Origin of the sequence: Chitinophaga dinghuensis (assembly GCF_003259435.1) — a bacterium.
In the GTDB taxonomy this organism is placed as follows: Bacteria; Bacteroidota; Bacteroidia; order Chitinophagales; family Chitinophagaceae; genus Chitinophaga; species Chitinophaga dinghuensis.
Genome location: NZ_QLMA01000001.1, coordinates 1,124,321 through 1,146,596 on the forward strand (window position 1 = coordinate 1,124,321; position 22,276 = coordinate 1,146,596).

General features: G+C 46.0%; 19 protein-coding genes. 13 read left to right on the forward strand and 6 right to left on the reverse strand.

The annotated features are described in order from the left end of the window. Positions 1-67 precede the first annotated feature (67 nt). The gene (locus CLV59_RS04600; protein WP_170137645.1) at positions 68-565 is read left to right on the forward strand and encodes an FKBP-type peptidyl-prolyl cis-trans isomerase; all 498 of its coding nucleotides are present in this window, start codon (positions 68-70) and stop codon (positions 563-565) included. A gap of 55 nt (positions 566-620) precedes the next feature. After that, positions 621-1,127 carry an FKBP-type peptidyl-prolyl cis-trans isomerase gene (locus tag CLV59_RS04605; protein ID WP_111590814.1) on the forward strand — a complete coding sequence of 169 codons (507 nt, stop codon included), beginning with the start codon at positions 621-623 and terminating at the stop codon, positions 1,125-1,127. Between the two features lie 67 nt (positions 1,128-1,194). Here the strand turns inward: CLV59_RS04605 and CLV59_RS04610 are convergent, their stop codons facing one another. Then, positions 1,195-3,489 (reverse strand): S41 family peptidase, encoded by a 2,295-nt coding sequence (locus CLV59_RS04610; protein WP_111590815.1) that lies wholly within the window; start codon positions 3,487-3,489, stop codon positions 1,195-1,197. A 192-nt stretch (positions 3,490-3,681) separates the two neighbouring features. Between CLV59_RS04610 and CLV59_RS04615 the strand changes: the two genes are divergently transcribed. Further along, positions 3,682-5,109 carry an L-serine ammonia-lyase gene (locus CLV59_RS04615; protein WP_111590816.1) on the forward strand — a complete coding sequence of 476 codons (1,428 nt, stop codon included), beginning with the start codon at positions 3,682-3,684 and terminating at the stop codon, positions 5,107-5,109. A 106-nt stretch (positions 5,110-5,215) separates the two neighbouring features. After that, complete coding sequence (locus CLV59_RS04620) at positions 5,216-8,017, forward strand: hypothetical protein (protein ID WP_111590817.1); 2,802 nt, start codon at positions 5,216-5,218, stop codon at positions 8,015-8,017. Positions 8,018-8,118: 101 nt separating this feature from the next. Here CLV59_RS04620 and CLV59_RS04625 read toward each other — a convergent pair whose 3' ends face one another. The 3 genes from CLV59_RS04625 to CLV59_RS04635 all read right to left on the reverse strand — a co-directional run bounded on the left by CLV59_RS04625 (position 8,119) and on the right by CLV59_RS04635 (position 12,688). Continuing rightward, complete coding sequence (locus CLV59_RS04625; RefSeq protein WP_111590818.1) at positions 8,119-8,604, reverse strand: hypothetical protein; 486 nt, start codon at positions 8,602-8,604, stop codon at positions 8,119-8,121. A 55-nt stretch (positions 8,605-8,659) separates the two neighbouring features. Then, on the reverse strand, positions 8,660-11,308 hold the full coding sequence (locus CLV59_RS04630; RefSeq protein ID WP_111590819.1) for a valine--tRNA ligase: 2,649 nt from the start codon (positions 11,306-11,308) through the stop codon (positions 8,660-8,662). A 363-nt stretch (positions 11,309-11,671) separates the two neighbouring features. Further along, entirely contained in the window at positions 11,672-12,688 is a 1,017-nt protein-coding gene (locus tag CLV59_RS04635) for a threonine aldolase family protein (RefSeq protein WP_111590820.1), read from the reverse strand. A gap of 330 nt (positions 12,689-13,018) precedes the next feature. On the opposite strand from CLV59_RS04635, the gene CLV59_RS04640 reads away from it, so the two are divergent. The 4 genes from CLV59_RS04640 (at position 13,019) to CLV59_RS04655 (ending at position 16,315) form a co-directional block, all read left to right on the forward strand. Next, positions 13,019-13,876 carry a sigma-70 family RNA polymerase sigma factor gene (locus CLV59_RS04640; protein ID WP_012793808.1) on the forward strand — a complete coding sequence of 286 codons (858 nt, stop codon included), beginning with the start codon at positions 13,019-13,021 and terminating at the stop codon, positions 13,874-13,876. Positions 13,877-14,082: 206 nt separating this feature from the next. Continuing rightward, positions 14,083-15,033: a thioredoxin-disulfide reductase gene (trxB, locus tag CLV59_RS04645; protein WP_111590821.1), complete on the forward strand. Its 951-nt coding sequence runs from the start codon at positions 14,083-14,085 to the stop codon at positions 15,031-15,033. 75 nt (positions 15,034-15,108) lie between these two features. Continuing rightward, complete coding sequence (locus CLV59_RS04650; RefSeq protein ID WP_111590822.1) at positions 15,109-15,459, forward strand: dihydroneopterin aldolase; 351 nt, start codon at positions 15,109-15,111, stop codon at positions 15,457-15,459. 100 nt (positions 15,460-15,559) lie between these two features. Beyond that, positions 15,560-16,315, forward strand: a complete 756-nt coding sequence (locus CLV59_RS04655) for a tetratricopeptide repeat protein (RefSeq protein ID WP_111590823.1) — start codon at positions 15,560-15,562, stop codon at positions 16,313-16,315. Between the two features lie 62 nt (positions 16,316-16,377). Here the strand turns inward: CLV59_RS04655 and CLV59_RS04660 are convergent, their stop codons facing one another. Beyond that, positions 16,378-17,709 carry an MATE family efflux transporter gene (locus CLV59_RS04660; RefSeq protein WP_111590824.1) on the reverse strand — a complete coding sequence of 444 codons (1,332 nt, stop codon included), beginning with the start codon at positions 17,707-17,709 and terminating at the stop codon, positions 16,378-16,380. Positions 17,710-17,799: 90 nt separating this feature from the next. Here CLV59_RS04660 and CLV59_RS04665 point away from each other — a divergent pair, with 90 nt between their 5' ends. From CLV59_RS04665 to CLV59_RS04685, 5 genes are all read left to right on the forward strand, one after another. Beyond that, positions 17,800-18,675, forward strand: coding sequence for a DUF3822 family protein (locus CLV59_RS04665; protein ID WP_111590825.1), 876 nt, complete (start codon positions 17,800-17,802; stop codon positions 18,673-18,675). After that, positions 18,666-19,220: an RsmD family RNA methyltransferase gene (locus tag CLV59_RS04670; RefSeq protein ID WP_111590826.1), complete on the forward strand. Its 555-nt coding sequence runs from the start codon at positions 18,666-18,668 to the stop codon at positions 19,218-19,220. The genes CLV59_RS04665 and CLV59_RS04670 overlap by 10 nt, the downstream gene beginning before the upstream one ends. A 27-nt stretch (positions 19,221-19,247) precedes the next feature. After that, positions 19,248-19,724, forward strand: coding sequence for a pantetheine-phosphate adenylyltransferase (gene coaD, locus CLV59_RS04675; RefSeq protein ID WP_111590827.1), 477 nt, complete (start codon positions 19,248-19,250; stop codon positions 19,722-19,724). An 11-nt stretch (positions 19,725-19,735) separates the two neighbouring features. Then, positions 19,736-20,167: a hotdog fold thioesterase gene (locus CLV59_RS04680; protein ID WP_111590828.1), complete on the forward strand. Its 432-nt coding sequence runs from the start codon at positions 19,736-19,738 to the stop codon at positions 20,165-20,167. A gap of 98 nt (positions 20,168-20,265) precedes the next feature. Continuing rightward, a complete protein-coding gene (locus CLV59_RS04685) occupies positions 20,266-21,570 on the forward strand; it encodes a hypothetical protein (protein ID WP_111590829.1) in 1,305 nt (434 codons plus the stop codon). Between the two features lie 43 nt (positions 21,571-21,613). Here the strand turns inward: CLV59_RS04685 and CLV59_RS04690 are convergent, their stop codons facing one another. Then, positions 21,614-22,255: an NUDIX hydrolase gene (locus tag CLV59_RS04690; RefSeq protein ID WP_111590830.1), complete on the reverse strand. Its 642-nt coding sequence runs from the start codon at positions 22,253-22,255 to the stop codon at positions 21,614-21,616. Positions 22,256-22,276: the final 21 nt, after the last annotated feature.

Here is a 22,276-nt window from a genome sequence, read left to right on the forward strand (position 1 = left end):
TATCTTCCTTGTAACTTTCCCTAATTACTTCCCGTTTAAAAGGCAGAAGTGTAAAATTATGACGCGGATGAAACATTTATTACTGTTCACTACTTCTCTTATTCTATTCATTTTCAGTAGCTGTACAAAAGGAGAGAACATTACGGTGCGAGATATCATGAATGGCGTTGCCGAAAGCGACAGCAATCTGAAAAAACTCATCGATGCCCGGAACGATAACCCCGTGATCCGGGACTCCTCCGGTATGTACTATAAAATCCTGATCCAAGGCGATTCAGTAAATTATTGTGCGCCTACCTCTATTCCTGTGGTTAGCTACAGCTATCAACTACCTGCCGGACAAATAGTTGTCAGCTCTTTTGCCCCCACCGATTTTAATAAAACACCACTGAACAAACATATTATTGGCTGGCAAATTGGCCTGCGCAAAATCTCCAAAGGTGGACGAATTCGCATGTATCTCCCTCCGGACCTGGCCTTCGGTGATGCCGGCATCCCCAACCTGGGCATTCCGCCAAATTCCATCATTATCTGTGAAGTATCCCTCGTTGATATCATCAAATAACTAACAAATTTTTATACATTCGTCACACAACTAAAAACTTAGCCAATTACTTAAAATGAAGAAATTCTTATTCCTGGGGATTGCTTGTCTCGCCCTGCTAGCCGCTTGTAAAAAAAATGATACGCCAGCTCCTTACGATCCATACCCACAATTTGTGATCGATTCCACCAAAATTCAGGCATACCTGAAAGCGAACAATATCACCAATGCCAAAATGGATGCTTCCGGCGTTTTCTACCAGATCTCCAATCCAGGCACTGGTACAGACTCCCTGAAATGGACCAGCTATCCTACTGTTGGATACGCAGGCTATCTCATGAACGGTACCACCCTCGGCACTAAGTTCGACAGCAACGACTCTACTAACTTTTCTTTCAAAGCCCAGATGCGCCAACTCATCCCTGGTTGGTACTACGGTCTGAAATATCTGCGTAAAGGTGGCCAGGCACGTCTGTATATCCCTTCTGGCTGGGCATACGGACCAGATGGTTGGAACGGTGTTCCTGGTAATGCTGTACTCATCTTTGATGTAAAACTTTTCGATTTCACCGCAGGCAACTAATTTCCTGCTTCCTATAAAATAATAAAGGCAGCCACTATGGCTGCCTTTATTATTTTATGTCATTCACTCATTTTTGTGTGGCCAACTGCAATGCCTTTTCCAATATTTCATCCTTCCCCGCTGCAAGTCCCGCCAACGTTGGTGTAACCGCCACATTAGGCACGATCCCCCTCAAATGATGCTTACTACCATCATGATTTTTTACCAACATCCCCGTAAAAGTAAAACTATAGTTGCCCGGCAGATTTATGATATTAATATTCCCGTTAGTACCCACCGTAGGCGCCCCAATAATAGTGGCCAGATGCTCATCCTGCACATACCCCATATAACTTTCGGCATAACTGATAGCGCGACTGTCAATCAGGAAAAATACTTTACCCTTTATATGCGGCAACTTCGGCGTAAGATTCCAGCCAATTTCTGCGTAAGTGGTCCCATTGAAGTCGGGGCGACTGTTCTCCGGAACAAACATCCAATGCGCATTCTCTTTCCTTTTTATCAAATATTGCAGCAATCCATGGTTGCTATTGGGATATCCCCGCAAATCACAAATCAATGATTTGGCGCTGGCAATCTCCTGGATATGAGCACGAATACTATCCATCGGTTCTCTGTCCAGATCAATATAAAATATGCCTGGCTGTAGCCAGCCCATACTACTAGTGCGCTTGGTATCCCGGTAATGCTGTTGGGCATTAGCCATACGTACTGCCGTTACCGTGAATGCCTTCCCGTCCCGTAATATGCCCAATGACAGTTTAGAGTCAGGAGCTCCGGCTCCCAACTTATTAATCCCTCTGTATTCTTTATGTTGAGGAGAACCGCTGATGTATTTTTTTAAGTCAGTAAGATAAGCTTCCACAGGATGTCCGTCTACACTTGTTACTACATCGCCGGGTTGTAATGTCCCTTTCAGGTTTTCATCCAGAACAGCCGCCACTGCGATTTTCCCATCGGCGCGTGTAAAAATCACTTTGGGATAGTGGACAGGTGTCTCCCCAGCCCTTTGTACATATATATGACCATCATTCAAACTGGCAGTAATCCATTCTAATGTATGGGTGAAATCATCTGCCGATTTAGCGGCTGCGGCCTGTATCAGCCCATCATGTAACCATTGATCCGGCTTTTCTGCCACATCTTCCCAGTAAGGAAAGAAATGACGCAAAATACTGTAAGACACCACAATAGCGCCCAGCCTGGTGCTGAGAGAATCGCCGCTGATAAGCGGCGATTGCGCATTCAGCGCAACCCGCAGTAAACTTAATGCCATGGAATCTGCCATGGGATAAGTCCTCTCACTGTTACCGTATAAGGCTAAAGGAACAGTGCAGGATACGCCAGGAATCAATGTTTGACGAATGTATTCTCCGGGTTGAGGATACGCGGCAAATAGTGGCTGTGCCAATATGCCACTCTGCGCAGGAGCCAGACTGCTGATAAGTAAAGATGATTTTCCTTCTTTGGCATCTTCCGCTACGCAGGCAATCTGGTAATTACTGGCCTGTGAACTGAAACTCCAATCTGCCGGGGCATGCTTGTCGCCATGATTCTCAAACCCTGCATTTTTCAAAGGGATTTCCTTCCAGTTATCGCCTTCTCTAACTTCCAGTTTTAGTCCGTCAAACCATACTTTTCCCTTGCCTTGCAGCATAGATCCCAGAAAGAGGCTTTGTCCATCTGCATCAATACGACCAGTAATAGAGAACTGTTTCCAGGTGTTCTCTGTGGCTGGATGATCGGCCATATTGTTAAAAAATCCCATGCCGTTGGCTTTATCTACACGAATCCATAGTAAGCCCTGTCCCCCCTCGTTAGATAATACTTTCAACCAGCCGGAATAGCGGAACTCTTTACCTTGAAGGGCTTGGGCGTCCAATCCCTGATAAGTGGCGAGGTAATCGGCTGCATCGTTTTCCAGCGGTAATGGGCGATTAATACGTATGCTTTTATAGGTATTGTCTTTCCCGCCTAAATTGGGCAGTTTAACGCCTTTATGTTGCCAGGCAATCACTTTGTAAGAAAATGGATCTGGGGGAATAATGGATGGAAGACCGGGTTCCTTGCCGCCGTAAACTACTGCGGCTGGCGCTATTGGCTTAAACAGCTGATTCAGGCTTTGTATTAATTCCAGATTGCTTTTTGCTTTCAGCACTTCCTGGCTGCCATAAACGGCGAAATTGTCCCAGGAAATACTGCTGGCCTCATCGGAAGGATGAAAGAATCGTACGTATCCATACATTTTGGCAAAGGCAGTAAGATTATCTGCTTCCCTTGTACTGAGCGGATGCTGCGCAGACACGGACCCGCCAAATAATGCGGCTACACCGGTAATAAGTAAGGTGGGCAATAATTTCATAGTCACTGAATGGCGATTTAGTTACTGAAAGTAAGCAGGAAAATTATACCAGACTGTAGCAGTACCCCAACTTTAACGATTTGGATGCACCATATTATCAAGTAATCCGGAGAAATTATTGGAATCGCGGGAGCAGGGCGGATTTTATCTGCTTAAGTTGCCTTAATTTTACAGATAAATCAATTATCACTAGTGGCACACGAATGTATATCCGTATTTGATATTTTTAAGATAGGCGTAGGTCCATCGAGTTCCCATACCCTCGGTCCATGGCGTGCAGCACTGCGTTTCCTCCATGATCTGGAAAAGGAAGGCAAGCTTCCTACCGTCTCCCGTTTACAGGTCCTCCTGTACGGTTCTCTCGCCAAAACCGGCCATGGACACGGTACAGACATTGCCGTTCTGCTGGGCCTCTGTGGCGATGATCCCGTTACCTTCGACGTAAACCAAATCAATCCAAAGATTGACGCTATACGCCGCAACCGTAAAATGACCGTTGCCGGCAAATATGAAATTGACTTCGACCCCATGGAAGATGTCACTTTCCTCTTCGATGAATCCCTGCCTTTCCATCCCAATGCACTCACTTTCCTCATTACCTTCAACGACGGTGATCAACGGGCTGCTACCTATTATTCCATTGGTGGCGGATTTGTAGTGCAGGAAGGAGAAGGTAATAGTGCCGGATCTGCGGTAGACCTGCCATTTCCCATCGATACGGCCCGTCAGTTACTGCAATGGTGCATCAAAACAGGCTTCAGCATCTCTGAAGTGGTAATGGAAAATGAACTGGCATGGCGTCCGGAAGCGGAAACCAAAGCCGGAATTCTCAATATCTGGCGCGTAATGCAGGAATGTACTTTCCGTGGTTGTCACACTACTGGCGAACTGCCAGGAGGACTGAAAGTAGCCCGTCGCGCTTTTGCTTTGAATAAAAAACTGCTGCAAGGCCGTACTTATACCGACTATGCTTCCTGGATTGAAGCAATTCGTGCAGGAGGAGAACATTTCTCCTATACACTGGACTGGGTTTCCTGCTTTGCCCTTGCGGTAAATGAGGAAAATGCTTCCTTTGGCCGCGTGGTAACTGCTCCTACAAACGGCGCTGCTGGCGTTATTCCAGCGGTACTCCAGTACTTTATCGCTTTCTGCGATGGCCTCCACGATGATAAAATCATTCAGTTCCTGCTGACAGCCTCCGAAATCGGTAGCATCTTCAAGAAACGTTCTACCATCTCTGCGGCCATGGGTGGCTGTCAGGCGGAAATAGGCGTCTCTTCTGCAATGGCAGCCGCCGCACTGACAGAATGCCTGGGCGGTTCCCAACGCCAGGTGCTGATGGCCGCGGAAATAGCCATGGAACACCATCTCGGACTTACCTGCGATCCAATCGGCGGACTGGTACAGGTTCCATGTATTGAACGTAATACAATGGGCGCCATCAAAGCCATTACGGCTTCTCAGTTGGCATTACAGTCAAATCCGGAACTGGCAAAGGTTTCCCTGGATGCTGTAGTGAAAACCATGTGGGATACCGCACTGGACATGAACTCCAAGTATAAAGAAACATCAGACGGCGGCCTGGCCGTAAATATTCCTATCAGTCTCCCTGAGTGCTAATAGGAAAAATACCTTATCAAAAGGCTGAACGATTCGTTCAGCCTTTTTTATTTACGGTGCATTGGCGGAAATAAACTATATTTCGTACCTGCTTATCTGAACTCCTATGCGTTTTTACATCGCTGCTTTTTTGCTCTTGGCAAACCTACAACTCGCTGCTCAACAATTCGGAGGAAATCCCTCCAGTCTTAAATGGCAGCAAATCAACACGGATACTGTCCGGGTCATTTTCCCACAGGGATTAGGCCAAACGGGCGAGCGTGTAGCCAACATCGTTACTTACCTTAACCGCTATACCCGGCAATCTATCGGCAATAAAGAGCGGAAAGTGAGTATTGTATTGCAAAACCAGACCATGGAATCAAATGGTTACGTGGCACTGGGGCCTTTCCGTTCGGAATTCTATCTCACGCCGCCACCTACTTCCTTTGATCTGGGCTCCATGAACTGGGCGGAACAACTGTCGCTCCATGAATACCGGCACGTATTACAGAACATGAATTTCCGGCAGGGAGTGTCCAAAGTGGCTTCCTGGCTGGGTGGGGAGTTAGGACAGGCAGCGGCCACTAATATTGCTGTTCCAAACTGGTTCTGGGAAGGAGATGCTGTGACCATGGAAACAGCACTGAGCGAGCAGGGAAGAGGACGACTCCCCGCTTTCTTCGACGGTTTCCGCGCACTTTCCCTGGCGAATAAGGATTATCGCTATATGAAAATCAGAGGCGGTTCCTACAAAGACTTCACGCCAGATCATTATCCTTTAGGATACCTGATGAGCGTGTATGGCCGGGATCACTTTGGTACAACATTCTGGAAGGATGTTACGAGAGATGCGGTCCGCTACAGAAACGTCTTTTACCCAATGTCCCGGGCCATGAAAAGACGTACAGGCATGAACGTTACCTCCTTCTATCATACTACTATCAATTATTATGATTCCATCTGGAATGCCTGGGCACAAAGACCCGAGATTACACCTGTAAGAACCGTGTCGCCTAAGGAAAAGGTATTTACCAGTTATAAATACATGTACCCAGCCGGAAACCACGATTTTGTAGTGCTGAAAGGCTCCTGGAATAAGATTCCGGCATTTTACCTGCTGCATCCGGATGGCGCCGAACAATTATTGACATATCCGGGAATTGTGTATGACGACTATTTCAGCTATCGCAATAACAGGATAGTATGGGCTGCCGCCAGATTCGATGCCCGCTGGAGCTGGAAGGAACTTTCCGTCATAAGAGTTTATGACCGCAATACCGGCCATACGCATACCATTACAGCCAGAGGGAAATATTTCTCCCCGGATATTAATAATGACGGATCAAAAATCATCGCCACCACAGTGGACCCTGACGGCAAGTATGGCTTGCAACTGATCAACGCCCAAACCGGCGATATTGAGAAAGTCTTGCCCAATCCGGATAACCTGTATTTTGCCAATCCCCGTTTCAATAGCAGGGAGGATGGAGTCATTGCCGCTACCCGTGATAAACATGGGAGAATGGCGCTGACAGAGCAATCCCTGGCAACAGGTACGATTACCAACTTATCAGACTTCAGTTTTAATACCATCGGCGCTCCTGCCATTTATGGAGATACTGCCTATTTCACCGCAGGTGGCAAAGATGTCAATAACGTTTATGCGATGACGTTATCCGACCGAAAAGTATACCAGGTAACAGACCGCCCGAATTCAGTGCTGTTTGCAGCACCCGCACAGGATAGTCTGCTTTTCAGCGAGTTTACAGATAAAGGCTATAAACTGTTTCAATCCTCTTTATCTGCCAGCAACTGGAAGCCCGCCGATCTGACAGTCAGAAGTAACAGTGCCTGGCTGAATCCGGAGTTTCATGAAGGAGGTAATGTGTTAAACAAAGTGCCGCATGATTCCCTTTCTGTCGAAAAATACCGGAAAACCACTGGTTTCTTTAATTTTCATAGCTGGGTGCCCACTTTCAATGATCCGGAATATAGTATAAACCTGTTAGGGAATAATGTGCTGAATACTACTTCTACCTCCATTGGCTATACCTATAACAGTAACGAAGGAACATCCGATATAGGGGCTAGTTTCATGTATGGAGGGTGGTTTCCGTGGTTGGGTACCGGTGTCGACTATACGATAAATAAAAGTGGCCTTACCTCCAAAGGACAACGTGTCTACTGGAACCAGCTCAGCTGGCATGCCGGCGTAACGGTCCCATTGAATTTATCATCCGGACTATATGGCCGTTCGCTCACTTTCTCTTCCAATTACTACATTCAACAGCTATATGCCGACGGTTTGCGATTCCGTGTAAATCCGCAGCAGTACACTTCTACAGCCCTTGTATTCAGCAATCAGCGCCTGCGAGCTACCCAGAATATTTACAGTCATTTTGGTCAGTATCTGGCATTGCAGTATAACAGTTCTATAGGCTCGCTCCGTGGAAATCAGTTCTATGGCCGGTTTGATTTAAGTCTTCCGGGGCTGTCAAAGAATCATAGTCTGGTATTACAAGCCGCTTATCAACGCCATGATACGCTGGGCAACTATAGTTTCACGGATCGCTTCGTATATGCGAGAGGGTATAACATTCCTTTCTATAACCGTATTTATAAGCTGGGCGCCAATTATCACTTCCCGCTATGGTATCCGGACTGGGGATTTGCGCAAATACTCTATATCCGTCGTGTTCGTGCGAATGCTTTCTTTGATTACAGTCGCGCGAATGATTACATCCGTAAGGTGGATAATTACTATCGCTCTACGGGTGGGGAACTATACCTGGATACAAAACTGGGGAATACGATACCGTTTACCTTTGGTATGCGGGTGAGCTACCTCCTGGACCCAGACCCGGTGGATAATGCGAAGGCCAGAGTAGATTTCATCATCCCATTACAACAATTATTCTCCTATTAACGACATAAACCGCGAAGTGCGGGATCAATACAAAACAAAAAGCAACATCGGAGATGTTGCTTTTTGTTTTGCCAGATTATTTGCTATCCTGCAAGTATAAATTATCTGATAATAAATTTCAGGGACGGTGCTTTATAAATCTTTTCAGGGGTATACTGGATAAGGATTTCATCGAAATAGAGAACATCTCCTTTTTCCAGTTTTTCTTTCATACCCTTGCTCCAGGTTGGACTCATTTTGGCGGCTTTGAAATTCTCGCCGATAAAGTCTTTATAGACGCCGGGTTGTCCGGTTGTATCGTTTAGGTAGACTTCATGCTGTTCGAATGTGAAGGCAAAAGAAATCACCGGATATTTAACGCCTTTTTCATCCCGCACAATCAAGGCAGAATCCAGGAGTTTGACCACTTCATTTTTAGGTAAAGAGTCGCTGAGGAAAATCCCCCAGGTAGTCACCAACTTCGTTGGATGTTTAGCGTTGTTATTGGCTGCGGCTGTAGCTGGCTTTTTCACAGGCGTTTTGGATGACTGTGCGAAACCCGCATAGCCTGTCAGTAGCAGTGCAGAAAGTAACAGGTGTTTGATCATAGTATTGGCGGGAAAAAGAATCGCCCGGTATAGAACGACCGGGCGATTGAAAAAATTATAAGGATTTCAGACTTTCCTCTATCGCCTTTATTTTGGCTTCGGCGTCTTCTTTCTTTTTGCGTTCTACATCTACTACTTCCGGTTTCGCGTTCTGAACGAAGCGTTCATTGGCGAGTTTCTTTTCTACGGAAGCAAGGAAGCCTTGCAGGTAAACCAGGTCTTTCTCCAGGGTTTCTTTCTGTGTGCTGTTGTCCAGTTCAGTTTCAGTGCCCAGGTAGAATTTATCTTTCTGTACTACCAGTGTAATACATCCTGGAACTGCTTCTTCCACATAGATCACTGCTTTTGCATTCACCTGTTTCGCGAGGATGCTTTCGATTTGTTTGAAAGCATTTTCGTGTTTGGTTTCGATATGCAGTACAATCGGATCTTTTGGTTTGATCTGGTGTTTCTGTCTGGCTTCGCGGATGCTGCTGATTACTTCTTTCAGGAGAGCGCCTTCTGTCAGCGTAGCATGAGATGGCGCTTCCGGTTTGATAAATTGGAGGAGCATCAGGGAGTCATCTTCACTGCGTACTTTCAGCAACTGATAGATTTCTTCTGTGATGAACGGCATGTATGGGTGCAGCAGTTGCATCAGTTGTTCGAAGAACTGAACGGTTTGTTGGTAGAGGGAAGCTGCGATTGGTTGTTCAAAACCAGGCTTCACCCATTCCAGGTACCAGGAGCAGAAGTCGTCCCAGATCAGGCCATACAATGATTTCAGGCCTTCGCTGAGGCGGAAGTCGTTGTGCAGGCTTTCTACTTCAGCTTGTACTTCACGCAGGCGGCTTTCAAACCATTTCACAGCGAAGTGATTCGCAGCGATATTGGTTTGATCCATTTCCTGGTTCTGTTCCCACATTTTCACCAGTTTCAGTGCGTTCCAGATTTTATTGCCGAATTTGGCGCCCTGGTCGCAGCTGGAATCATCGAACAGAAGGTCGTTACCAGCAGGGGAAGAGATCATGATACCAAAACGAACAGCATCAGCACCAAATTGGTGGATCAGTTCCAACAGGTCTGGAGAATTCCCCAGCTGCTTACTCATTTTTCGCCCTTGTTTATCGCGTACCATACCTGTGAAGTACACGTCGTTGAAAGGCTTCACCTCTTTATATTCCAGGCCGGCCATGATCATACGTGCCACCCAGAAGAAGATAATATCCTGACCTGTTACGAGAACAGAGGTAGGGTAGTAGTAGTTGATATCTGCGTTATCTGGGCTGGAAATACCGTTGAATACTTCCATTGGCCAGAGCCAGGAAGAGAACCAGGTATCCAGGCAATCTTCATCTTGTCTGAGATCGGCTGCATTAACGGTGATACCGCGTTTTGCGAATTGTGCAACTGCTTCAGCAGCAGTGGCAGCAACTTCAAAGGAGCCGTCGTTGGTATACCATGCAGGGATTTGTTGTCCCCACCAGAGTTGGCGGGAGATACACCAATCCTTCACGTTTTCCATCCAGTATTTGTAGGTTGCCAGGAATCTGTCGCCAGGATGGATGTTTACATCGCCGTTTACAACTGCATCCAGGGCTGGTTTGGCCATGTCTGCCATTTTAACGAACCACTGTGTAGAGATACGAGGTTCAACTACTGTGTCTGGGTTACGTTGACTGTAACCGAGGCGGGTAGTGTATTCCTGTTCTTTCACCAGCAGGCCGGCTTCATCGATTGCGGCAATTACTTTCTTACGGGCAACGAATCTGTCTTCGCCTACGAAAACTACCGCAGCGGCGCTGAGGGTACCGTCGTCGTTCAGGGTATCGATTACTTCCAGGTTATGTTTCAGACCCAGGTTATAGTCGTTGATATCGTGTGCAGGCGTCACTTTCAGGGCACCGGTACCGAATTCTTTATCTACGTAGGTATCGAAGATAACAGGGATGCGGCGGTTTACCAGTGGTACAGTAGCGTAGAAGCCTTGCAGGTGTTTATAGCGATCATCTTCCGGATTTACGCAAATAGCGGTATCACCCATGATGGTTTCCGGGCGCTGAGTAGCGATGGTGATGAACTCACCGGTAGGAGTACCTTCTGCGTTGGTGATAGCGTATTTTACATGATACAGTTTACCCTGGAGATCTTTGTATTCCACTTCCTCATCGCTGAGGGCAGTTTTAGCTTTTGGATCCCAGTTGATCATGCGTGCGCCGCGATAGATGAGGCCTTTATTATAGAGGTCTACGAATACTTTAATAACTGCTTCGTAGTAGTGATCGTCCATGGTAAAGGTCACGCGATCCCAATCGCAGGAGCAGCCCAGTTTTTTGATCTGGTGGTAGATGATACCGCCGTATTTATCTTTCCATTCAAAAGCGTATTTCAGAAACTCTTCGCGGGTCAGTTGTGATTTCTCGATGCCTTTCTCGCGTTTGAGCATATCTACCACTTTGGCTTCAGTAGCAATGGAAGCGTGGTCGGAACCGGGTACCCAGCAGGCGTTGAATCCGCTCATGCGGGCACGGCGTACCAGGATATCCTGAACGGTTTCGTTGAGGGTATGGCCCAGGTGGAGTACACCAGTAACATTGGGAGGAGGAATGACGACCGTAAACGGTTTGCGTGAATCCGGAGTAGAACGGAAGTAGCCTTTTTCCATCCAATGTTGGTACCATTTTTCCTCAACCGTGCCAGGTTGGTAATTCTTAGAAAGTTCCATGCTATTATAATATGAGTCTGCAAAAATATAGAAAAAAGCGTAGTAATTGCTCGCAAAGGGGGGATTGCTCGCAAAGAGGCAAAGGGGGCAAAGACGCAAAGAAAATTATTGAGGCGGATGTTTTTGCTCGCAGAGCAGCATAAGCAGCAAAGCAGCAAAGGGAAATTATTGAGGTGGATGTTTTTGCTCGCAAAGCAACATAAGCAGCAAAGCAGCAAATGATTTGATCAGAAGATTATGTATTGTATAAATAATATATATGTTCTGTTGTTTTCTTTGCTGCTTATGCTGCTCTGCTGCTTTGCGAGCTAAAAAAAATACGCCTGCGTCTTTGCGCGCCTTTGCGTCTTTGCGAGAAAAAAACTAACTCATCGCCGCTATTACCTGGCAGGTTTTTTCCACCATTTCTGGTGTTACATCCAGGTGTAGTACCATTCTCACTTGTGTGGCGGAGATAGGGATGACGAGGATATTATTGGCTTTCAGATGATCCGCAAATTGTTGGGCTGTCAGTCGGCCTTTTACTTCAAAGATGAGGATATTGGTTTCTACTGGCAGGAATTCGCCGATGAAGTCATGTTGTGACAGTTCGGCAGCAATTTTTTTCGCATGCAGGTGGTCTTCAGCGAGACGTGCTATATTGTTCTCCATAGCGTAGATCCCGGTGGCAGCCATATATCCTGCCTGACGCATGCCTCCGCCTAATTTCTTACGGACGCGGCGGGCAGCGCGGATATAATCGCGGTCGCCCATTAGTACAGACCCCATAGGGCAGCCCATCCCTTTGTTCAGGCAAACGGAGATGCTGTCGAAGGTTTTACCATAGTCTTTAGGATCTTGTCCGGTGGCTACCAGTGCGTTAAACAGGCGGGCGCCATCTAAGTGGAGGGCAAGATTATGCTGCGCACATACATTGCGTATCGCTACTATATCTTGCCAATTGTAACAGGCGCCGCCCCCTCTGTTGGAGGTATTTTCCAGGCAAACGAGGCTGGTATTGGCGCGGTGGATATCATCCGGCTGAATGGCTGCCAGTACCTGGTCTGCAGTGATCATACCTTTTTCTCCGTGGATGGTATGCGCCTGTGAGCCAGAGTTAAAAGCGATACCGCCACCTTCATACACAAATACGTGGGAGAGGTGGGAGCAGATTACTTCATCGCCAGGACGGGTATGTACATTGATGCCAATCTGATTGGACATTGTGCCGGAAGGGCAGTAAAGGGCTGACTCTTTGCCAAAATAGTCTGCCATCATGGCTTCCAGTTTGTTAACACTGGGGTCCTCTCCGAAAACATCATCGCCGACAGGGGCGGTAGTCATGGCCTGTAACATGCCATGGGAGGGACGTGTAAAAGTGTCGCTTCTAAAATCGATCATATCGTTGGAAAATTTGCAAATTCAGGATCAATAAATTAGTGAACGGTATTAATTTATGAAGATTTTTTTTCAATTGTTAAAATTTGACTAAAGCTACGTTGCACAAGAACTAAATGGTTATGAAATCTCGTTAATAAAGGGTAATTTGTTATTAAGTCAGCAAAGTAAGGAAGAGATTTGGTAGAGTGATTCGTTAGCACGATCTTTGCAGGCTAATTTGAAGTAGAAGACAGATAGAGCGGGAAACTTTGTAAGTTATATAATTTTGGTATTTCGAACAAAAATTTTCTTTCTCTGTTACATTATTTATAAACCAATACAATTTTTCATATGAGGCAACTTAAAATTGCCACCCAGATCACCAACCGTGATTCGCAGGCGGTAGAAAAGTACCTGCAGGAAATCTCGAAGATCCCTTTGTTAACACCTGAGGAGGAGACCGTTTTGGCGCAGCGTATAAAAATGGGCGATCAAAAGGCTCTTGAAAGATTGACTACAGGAAACCTTCGTTTCGTAGTTTCCGTGGCAAAGCAATATCAACATCAGGGGCTCAGCCTCAGCGACCTTATCAATGAAGGTAATTTAGGTTTGATTAAAGCAGCGCAACGATTCGATGAAACAAAAGGTTTCAAATTCATTTCCTATGCTGTATGGTGGATTCGCCAGTCCATTTTACAGGCGTTAGCGGAACAAGGTCGTCTTGTTCGTCTGCCGCAGAATAAAATTGGTACTTATAACAAGGCGAACAAAGCTTACATGGCGTTTGAACAGGAAAACGAGCGTGAACCTTCTACCGAGGAACTCGCAGAAATCCTGGAAATGTCAGAATCGGAAATCAACAATATTTTCCAGAGCAATACCCGACATATGTCACTGGATGCACCAGTACATGAAGCTGAAGACGTAGCGATGGGCGATCTGCTGGAAGGTGGAGACATTACCGACGACGATGTTATGCGCGATTCATTACGCGAAGAAATACGCAGAGTACTGAAATCGCTCAGTCCACGTGAAGCAGAAATTGTGAACGCTTATTTCGGTCTGGATGGTGAAAACGGGGCAACAATCGAACAAATCGGTCAGAAATACGATCTGACTAAAGAAAGAATCAGGCAAATTAAGGAACGCGCTATCAAAAGGCTGCAGAAAGCCCGCTATAGTGGCGCTTTGAAATCCTATCTGGGATAATTTCATTTTGGAATTCTCTTGATCCTGAAACCGTCACCACGGTTTTTTCATCAGATAATAAAGAAATCTACATATCCTCTTTATTCTATAAGTACACCGGCCTTGTAATTACATGGCCGGTGTTTTTATATTAATACATACTCGTATTTTTGCAGGCTAAAATCGTACACCAATCATTAGAAACTTTTATACAGTAACTTAGAAGTATGGAAAACAAGAACCAGCAAGAGCATGTGCATTTACTGATCATCGGTTCCGGCCCAGCCGGTTATACCGCAGCGATATATGCCTCCAGAGCCAACCTCAAACCTGTACTCTATCAGGGTATCCAACCAGGTGGCCAGCTTACCATCACCACTGAAGTAGAAAACTATCCAGGCTACCCGGAAGGTGTCCAGGGCCCGGAAATGATGGTCGACTTCGAGAAACAAGCTACCCGTATGGGCGCAGATATCCGTTACGGTCTCGCTACTTCCGTTGACTTTAGCCAACAGCCATATAAAGTAATCATCGATGAAGAAAAGGAAATCACCGCTGACGCCGTGATTATCGCTACCGGCGCCTCCGCAAAATGGCTCGGTATCCCTTCTGAACAACGTCTCAACGGTAGCGGCGTTTCTGCCTGCGCAGTATGCGACGGTTTCTTCTTCCGTGGTAAAGAGGTAGCTATCGTTGGCGCCGGAGATACAGCTGCCGAAGAAGCACTGTACCTCTCCAAAATGTGCAGCACCGTACATATGCTCGTACGTCGCGACGAAATGCGCGCATCTAAAGTAATGCAGGACCGCGTACTGAAAACTTCCAATATCATCGTTTACTGGAACGCTGAGACAGATGAAGTACTCGGCGAAAACAAAGTGGAAGCAATCAGAATCCGCAACAACAAAACCAATGAGCTGAAAGAAGTCCCTGTAAGCGCCTTCTTCGTAGCCATCGGTCACCAGCCTAACTCCGCTATCTTCAAAGATTACCTGGAGCTGGATGAACAAGATTACATCGTTACCGTTCCTGGTACTTCCCGTACCAACGTGGAAGGCGTATTCGCCTGCGGCGACGTTCAGGATAAAATTTATCGCCAGGCTGTTACCGCTGCAGGTAGCGGTTGCATGGCTGCCCTCGACGCAGAAAGATACCTCTCTGCTAAAGGTCATCACTAATATTTTATCAAATCATATGCAAATGCCGGATAAGCCCCAAAGCCTGTCCGGCATTCGCTTTAATCAAATCCTCCCATGCTTACCATCGCTCTGGAAAAAATCAGCTTCCACGCCTTTCATGGCCTGTTCCCGGAAGAAACCATCATCGGAAACGAATTTATCCTCGATATCTCTGTTCGTATACCCGGTACCGTACCCATCGACGATCTGGCCAATACCGTCAACTATCAGGGGATCTATGAAATCGCACGCGAAATAATGGCTGTTCCCAAACCCTTACTGGAAGAGGTAGTTTTCCAAATCTCCGATACCCTCAAACTACGCTATCCCGCTATCACTCACAGCGCTGTTACCCTCCGGAAAATGAACCCACCGATGGGCGCCAGTATCCGTAACTCACTCGTGGCATTAGAAAAGGATTATTGATGACATTTTGTAGGTAAACCATGCGGGATTTAATTTGTTATTTTCGTAGTTTTATAGCTATAGGTTAATCAACAAATTCTTTAAACTTAAAACCTGTCCTATGGTGAAAAAGATGCTTACTGTTTCCCTGCTGCTCCTGGCAACCCTGATCACCAAAGCCCAAACGGTGGAAGAGATGGTAGCCCAGGCCAAACAACTGGAAACACAAATGAAAGAACAGGAGGCGTTTGATAAGGATAAAGAAATACTGAAAATACAACCTACCAACCTGGACGCATTGGTACAAGCCAGTGAAATGGCTTCCCGCATCGGCAATCGCCAGAAAGATAAATCCACAAAAACAACCTGGTTCAATCAGGCTAAAGACTACGCTGCCTCCGCCCTGAAGGTAAATCCCAACAGCGCCACGGCCAACTATGCAATGGCCGTTGCTATGGGACGAATGGCACTCATCTCCGGCGCGAAAGAAAAAGTAGCCGCCTCCAAAGACGTGAAAAAATACGCGGAACTCGCCATTAAATTTGATCCGCAAATGGGCCCCGCCTACCATGTACTGGGAAAGTGGAACTACGAAGTAGCCAACCTCAACGTGTTTGAAAGAGGCGCCGCAAAAATGCTCTTCGGCGGACTACCAGACGGCTCTCTCGCCAATGCAATCGTTAACTATGAGAAATGCCGCCAGCTAGATCCAGGCTTCATTCTTAATTACTACGAACTGGCCAGAGCTTACAAAGCCAACGACCAATCCGATAAAGCCATTGAAGTACTGAAAAAAGCGCTGACATTACGCAACCTCACCTACGATGATGCCAGTATAAAAGCAGATTGCAAGAAAATGCTGGACGACCTGCAATAAAAAAACTTACTATAAAAAGAAAGGACCTGCATGATGCAGGTCCTTTCTTTTTATAGTAATCACTAAATCGCTTTTCCTCTCCAACGCCCACTTTTCAGATACCAGACACTCATAATAAATATAATAATCCAGTAGAAGAAATCGGCCCCCCAAGCGAGATGTAATGGACTCCGCATACGCTCTATCACTATATCACAATAGATCAAATACCCAATTACTGCCACTATTTCCGTTATCAGGTTCATACGGGTATTCCCCGTACCGGTCACGCCATTCAGGACTACCGCCGAAACGGCCATCAACAAAGTACTGAGAGAGATAACCCGGATAGACAGAATGGAGTCTGCAATCAGTCCTGCATCAGTAGTGTAAATATGCAACAGGGTATAAGGGAAAATGTTTACCAGGGCACATACTACCAATGAACAGGCCAGACTGTATAACGAAATCCGGCGGATGGCTTTGAACACCTGGTCCTGTTTACCTTGGCCGATTAAGTTACTCACCATGGTATTACAAGTGGCTGCCAATGCCCAGGTGAAAATCCCGAACAAGCCAAATACGCTACGCAGCATATTGGAAATAGCCAGCGGACGCTCGCCCAGGTGCTCTATGAAAATGAAAAACACAAACCAGCTGCCTATACTGAATAAGAACTGTACAATAATAGGTGCGGAAACATTCAGGATACTTTTCAGAATGTCCCAGGATGGTCGCAAATAGCTGAATAAGCTGTACGTGAGATAGTATCTCTTTAGAAATAATATACTGTAGGCTACGGTAAAACCAGTGGCTTCGGCAATAATGCTGGCAGTGGCTGCGCCATTCAGGCCCATGGCGGGCAATCCGAGCTTACCGAAGATCAGGCCATAATCAAATACAATATTTACGATTTCCTGGCAGAAAGAAGTAACCGCCAATACCTTGGAATGTCCGCTGCCTATGTAAAAGGCATTGGCCATACTTAGCATCATCAGCAGAGGAAGTCCCCAGATACGGATACGAATAAACGAAATGGCGGCTTCGTAGATCTGAGGGTTATGCAGACTATGCGCAAAGAAATAAGGAGCGGCCAGTAAAGTAATACAGATGGCCACCAGGGAACAACAGAAACCCAGCATTAATCCGTTGGAAAATAATTGACCTATCCCGCCATAGTGGCGTTGTCCGGCCCTACGGGCAATTAATACCTGCATACCGTTATTGAGGCCATAGGCAATCATGTACATTACCAGGTAGTAAATTCCGGCAATCCCGTTGGCGGCCAGCTCAAATTCTCCGAGCCTGCCCAGGAAAGCGGTATTCGTCATGTGGTTAATCTGGGGAATGATGAGAGCCAGACATATAGGAGCTGCTATCTTTATAATATCCCTGTTCGATACTTCCAGTTGCATGGTGCGAGTCTTGCTAGTGGCAAAGATATACTTCCTGCGAGGCAATTAAAGTAAAAAGTTTATTATTGTATTTCATTTAGATTCTATAACATGCCTGTGGCCTATAACATCCATCCTGCATTTACGGTAGACGATGAAACGCTGCTGGAAACCGATCTTACCTCTTGCCACCTGCTGGTGCTGGTAGGTACCGGTACTTTCAGCTATGTGGTGTATGAGCCTGTTGCAAAGAAATTCCTGGCATTGAAATCCTATCATTTCCAACCGCAGAAAATTGCACTGGCGGACCTGGAGATGATTGAGGAGGTTTTTGAAATAGATAAACTGCTGTTTACCGCTTTTAAATCCGTATTGCTGTCTTTTGATACCGGCAACGGTGTACTGGTACCTCAGCAATATTTCAATTCTGCCATCAAAAAGGATTACCTGCACTTAGTGCAGCCAGAAAAAGTACAGGAAGCAGTACTTTCAGATCTCATTTATGGTCAGCCTTTTGTAAATGTCTACAGTCTGGATAAAGACCTGGTAGGATTCCTGCGTAAGGAATTCTCTTCGGATCTGGTATTACACGCCAATTCCGCATTACTGTTGGCCTATCCGCTGGACCTGGACTTTTACAGCGATAAGGGAGTGGCGTTTGTGGAAGTACAACGTCATGCGGTGACCATCACGGTTTATAAAGGAGGTAAATTGCTGATCCAGCAGCGAGGGGAATACCAGACTGGATTGGACGCAGTATACTTGCTGATTAGCACTTTAAGGCAATTAGAACTGGATGAACGTCAGGTGAAGGTGAAGCTGTCCGGCGCCCTGGTAAAAGATAACGCAGTTTACCAGGAAATGTACAAGTTTATCCCGAATCTGGAATGGGCACAACGCCTGCCGGGATTCAACTACATCGGAAGGATGCAGGAAATACCGGGCTATTATTTTCACAACTTGTATGCGTTAGCATTATGCGTATAATCGGAGGAGCGAGTGGGGGCAGGAGATTTCAGCCACCGGCAAAAATGCCTAATACCAGGCCTACTACAGATATCGCCAAAGGTGGTCTTTTTAATATCATCGAGAATAATCTGGATATTCCATCCTTAAAAACATTGGATCTCTTTGGCGGAACAGGCAGTATCAGTTATGAACTGTCGTCCAGAGGGGCTACAGATATGACTGTAGTGGAGAAAGACCCGTCTATGGCGGATTATATCAGCAAAACGGCTAAAGCCCTGGATATTACTACCTTGAAAGTGGTAAAAGCAGATGTCTTTAAATATCTTCAGCAATGTACGGAACAGTTTGATTTCATCTTTGCAGATCCGCCTTATGCCATGGATACGCTGGATAAATTGCCGCTGGTAGTTTTTGAAAGGCAGTTGCTTAAAGCGGAAGGATGGCTGGTCATCGAACATACCAATCACAACAATTTTAAAAATTATTCATACTACCGGACAGAAAGAAATTACGGCGCTACTATTTTCACCATCTTCATTAACAGAGAAGAACTGAAACGCTGATATCGGTCCAACAAATCTGAACCCTTTATGAACATTTGTCTTTTCCCCGGCACCTTTGATCCGATCACGCTGGGCCATACAGATGTAATTGACCGCGCACTGGATCTTTTCGATAAACTGGTTATCGGGATAGGCTATAACAGCGCTAAACAACCCATGTTCCCATTGGAACAACGGATGGAATGGATTCGCCAGCATTATAAGAATGACAGCAGAGTGGAAGTGGCTTCTTATCAGGGGCTTACCATTGATTTCTGCAGAAAGATCAATGCCCGTTTTATTCTGCGGGGCATCCGCGGAGTAGGCGATTTTGAATATGAAAAAGCGATTGCAGATGTCAATCGTACCATGGAACCAACCGTAGAAACTATTTTCCTTACCTGTACGCCGCAATACGCGAGTATCGCTTCTACACTGGTAAGAGATATTCATCGCCATGGTGGCGATGTGTCGCCGTTTATACCGGCCGCTGTATTGGAAGGAATTAAAAGTCTTCAAAAATAAAACTGCTGCATATGAAAGCAATCTGGCATTCAACGGATGTATCACTGGATCAGCTAAATGAGTTGAGTAGCAATACCATGGCTGAATACCTGGAAATGGAATTCACAGAGATCGGAGCAGATTATCTGAAAATAATGATGCCTGTGGATAAAAGAACAACACAGCCTTACGGTCTTCTCCATGGCGGGGCTTCTGCAGCATTGGCGGAAACTGCGGGCAGCGTGGGCTCTGCCTTGATTATTGATCAGCAGAAGTCAATTTGTGTTGGTATGGAGATAAATGCCAATCATATCAGAGGGGTTAAAAGTGGCTACGTACATGCAACGGCCAGACCATTGCACATCGGCGCTTCCAGTCACGTTTGGGATATCCGAATTACAGATGACCAGCACCGGTTGGTCTGTGTAAGCAGACTCACGGTGGCTATCCTCGCCAAAAAATAATCCGATTTTATTATTATACCCGTCCAGATGAAGGCGGAGACCCACACGAAGCGACATCCCAGGATGTCGCTTCGTGCAATATTGACCAACTAACTATTATGAAGAAATCCATTTGCCTGTTACTGAGCGTTTTTACGGTTACTACTGCTTTCTCCCAGGGGAAATCTCCCATTGTTACTACTGATATTCCGTTATTCTGGAATGCCTATGATGCTGTCACTGCTACTACTGATAGCAGTCGGCAAGCAGCACTTTTGCAGACGATGTATTTTGACAAAGGCTCTGCCGGATTGAAAGCTATGATGGAGGCCAGACGGTATACTGTGAAGGATTATATGAATGCCATCCGCCGTTACCCGGAATTCTGGAAAACCATTCGTCCGAATATGATGAAGGTGGATAAATATGCGGCGGAAATACAGAAAGGCATCACTGCATTCAAAAAGATTTACCCGGCAAAACCGGCATCGATCTATTTTACGGTGGGGGCTATGCGTTCTAACGGAACTACGCAGGCCGACAAAGTACTGATTGGGGCGGAGATTGCGATGGCAGATTCTTCCGTTGTTACAACAGAGTTCCCTGATCAGTTAGGTTATCTGAAGACCTTCTTCAGTTCTAATCCCATCAAAGATCTGCCTTTTCTGAATATACATGAATATGTACATACACAGCAGAAAAGCACTATTGGGGAGCTCCTGCTGACACAATGCGTGATAGAAGGAGTGGCGGAATTTGTTGCCGTTAAAGCGATGGGTATTCCTTCTCCGAATCCGCCGATTGCCTTTGGTAAAGCAAATGATATTGCGTTAAAGGAGGCGTTTTCAAAATGTATGTTCTCTCCATTTACAGATAACTGGCTTTATAATAATGCGAAGAACGCTTTTGGAATGCGGGATCTGGGCTATTATATGGGTTATGCCATCTGTGAAAAATACTACGAACAGGCAAAAGATAAGAAAGCCGCTATCAAATCCATGATAGAACTGGATTACAATAATGAATCACTGTTGTACCAGTTTGTAGACAGCACGCATTACTTTGATCAGCCGGTAAGTGTGTTAAAGGCAGCGTATGAAGCCAGCAGGCCGGTGGTTAGCAGTATTTCAGGATTTGATAAAGGTTTTGGGGGTGTTGTAGCACCTGGTAAGCACCAAATTGTAATACAGTTTTCTCAGCCGCTGGATAAGCGATTCCGCAATTTTGAGATAGGACCGGCAGGAGAATCCGCCGTCATGCGGGTGCAAAAGGTAGTTGGATTTACGACTAACCCCAGTGCAATTATTGTGGATGTGGACTTACTGCCTAATAAACATTATCAGTTGGTGCTGGGAGAAGAGTTTCGGACGAAAGAAAGTATTCCCCTGCGAAAATACCTGATCGATATTACCACAGGGGAATAGCAGATGGGAGACTTCGTGTCTCCCTACAATATGCATTATAATATTAATTAATACTGATAGTGCCTTTTGTTTCGGCGGCTTTAAATACATCACGGATATTCTCGTAGGAGAACTGGAGGTATTTATTGACGTTCTGTGGTTTTACCCATTGGATATCCAGGATATCTTCTTCGATTTGAGGAACGGTTAATTCCGTGCCGGTAAATTCCATGTGATACCAGTAGGTGTGTTTCAGCACCTTTTTATTTTTCATCGGGTAGTAGTGGTAAGTTTCCGTCAGTTTACCTGTCAGTGCAATGGTATGCAGTCCTGTTTCTTCCGCTACTTCCCGTACGGCGCAGGTTTCCAGGTCTTCTCCTGGGTCCTGTTTGCCTTTGGGGAGGTCCCATTTACCTCTGCGGAACATCATCAGCACTTCCCCTTCCGGGTTGGTAACGAGGCCTCCGGCGGCCACCAGCACCGTAAAGTGTAGCGATACTTTCTTCAGCAGTTGCTTCACATCTTCCCGGATAAAAACAGCATGATGTTTTTCACCTTCTTCCAGTTCAAGTAATACTTTGTCGATGGTTTCGGTGCTGGGATCTTCGTATATAGCTGTTTCCTCGAAGCCAGCAGGGATAGCGTCGTGGCCTGGACATAACAGTAGTGGACGTTCGTTGAGATATATCGTGATGTTCGTTTGCATGGATGCAAAAGTAATACGGAT

What these genes read in the sequence shown, in the direction of transcription:
- CLV59_RS04600 (WP_170137645.1), top strand. Translation starts at nt 68, where the DNA reads ATGAAACATTTATTACTGTTCACTACTTCTCTTATTCTATTCATTTTC.
- CLV59_RS04605 (WP_111590814.1), top strand. Translation starts at nt 621, where the DNA reads ATGAAGAAATTCTTATTCCTGGGGATTGCTTGTCTCGCCCTGCTAGCC.
- CLV59_RS04610 (WP_111590815.1), bottom strand. Translation starts at nt 3,489, where the DNA reads ATGAAATTATTGCCCACCTTACTTATTACCGGTGTAGCCGCATTATTT.
- CLV59_RS04620 (WP_111590817.1), top strand. Translation starts at nt 5,216, where the DNA reads ATGCGTTTTTACATCGCTGCTTTTTTGCTCTTGGCAAACCTACAACTC.
- CLV59_RS04625 (WP_111590818.1), bottom strand. Translation starts at nt 8,604, where the DNA reads ATGATCAAACACCTGTTACTTTCTGCACTGCTACTGACAGGCTATGCG.
- CLV59_RS04630 (WP_111590819.1), bottom strand. Translation starts at nt 11,308, where the DNA reads ATGGAACTTTCTAAGAATTACCAACCTGGCACGGTTGAGGAAAAATGG.
- CLV59_RS04635 (WP_111590820.1), bottom strand. Translation starts at nt 12,688, where the DNA reads ATGATCGATTTTAGAAGCGACACTTTTACACGTCCCTCCCATGGCATG.
- CLV59_RS04640 (WP_012793808.1), top strand. Translation starts at nt 13,019, where the DNA reads ATGAGGCAACTTAAAATTGCCACCCAGATCACCAACCGTGATTCGCAG.
- trxB (WP_111590821.1), top strand. Translation starts at nt 14,083, where the DNA reads ATGGAAAACAAGAACCAGCAAGAGCATGTGCATTTACTGATCATCGGT.
- CLV59_RS04650 (WP_111590822.1), top strand. Translation starts at nt 15,109, where the DNA reads ATGCTTACCATCGCTCTGGAAAAAATCAGCTTCCACGCCTTTCATGGC.
- CLV59_RS04655 (WP_111590823.1), top strand. Translation starts at nt 15,560, where the DNA reads ATGGTGAAAAAGATGCTTACTGTTTCCCTGCTGCTCCTGGCAACCCTG.
- CLV59_RS04660 (WP_111590824.1), bottom strand. Translation starts at nt 17,709, where the DNA reads ATGCAACTGGAAGTATCGAACAGGGATATTATAAAGATAGCAGCTCCT.
- CLV59_RS04665 (WP_111590825.1), top strand. Translation starts at nt 17,800, where the DNA reads ATGCCTGTGGCCTATAACATCCATCCTGCATTTACGGTAGACGATGAA.
- CLV59_RS04670 (WP_111590826.1), top strand. Translation starts at nt 18,666, where the DNA reads ATGCGTATAATCGGAGGAGCGAGTGGGGGCAGGAGATTTCAGCCACCG.
- coaD (WP_111590827.1), top strand. Translation starts at nt 19,248, where the DNA reads ATGAACATTTGTCTTTTCCCCGGCACCTTTGATCCGATCACGCTGGGC.
- CLV59_RS04680 (WP_111590828.1), top strand. Translation starts at nt 19,736, where the DNA reads ATGAAAGCAATCTGGCATTCAACGGATGTATCACTGGATCAGCTAAAT.
- CLV59_RS04685 (WP_111590829.1), top strand. Translation starts at nt 20,266, where the DNA reads ATGAAGAAATCCATTTGCCTGTTACTGAGCGTTTTTACGGTTACTACT.
- CLV59_RS04690 (WP_111590830.1), bottom strand. Translation starts at nt 22,255, where the DNA reads ATGCAAACGAACATCACGATATATCTCAACGAACGTCCACTACTGTTA.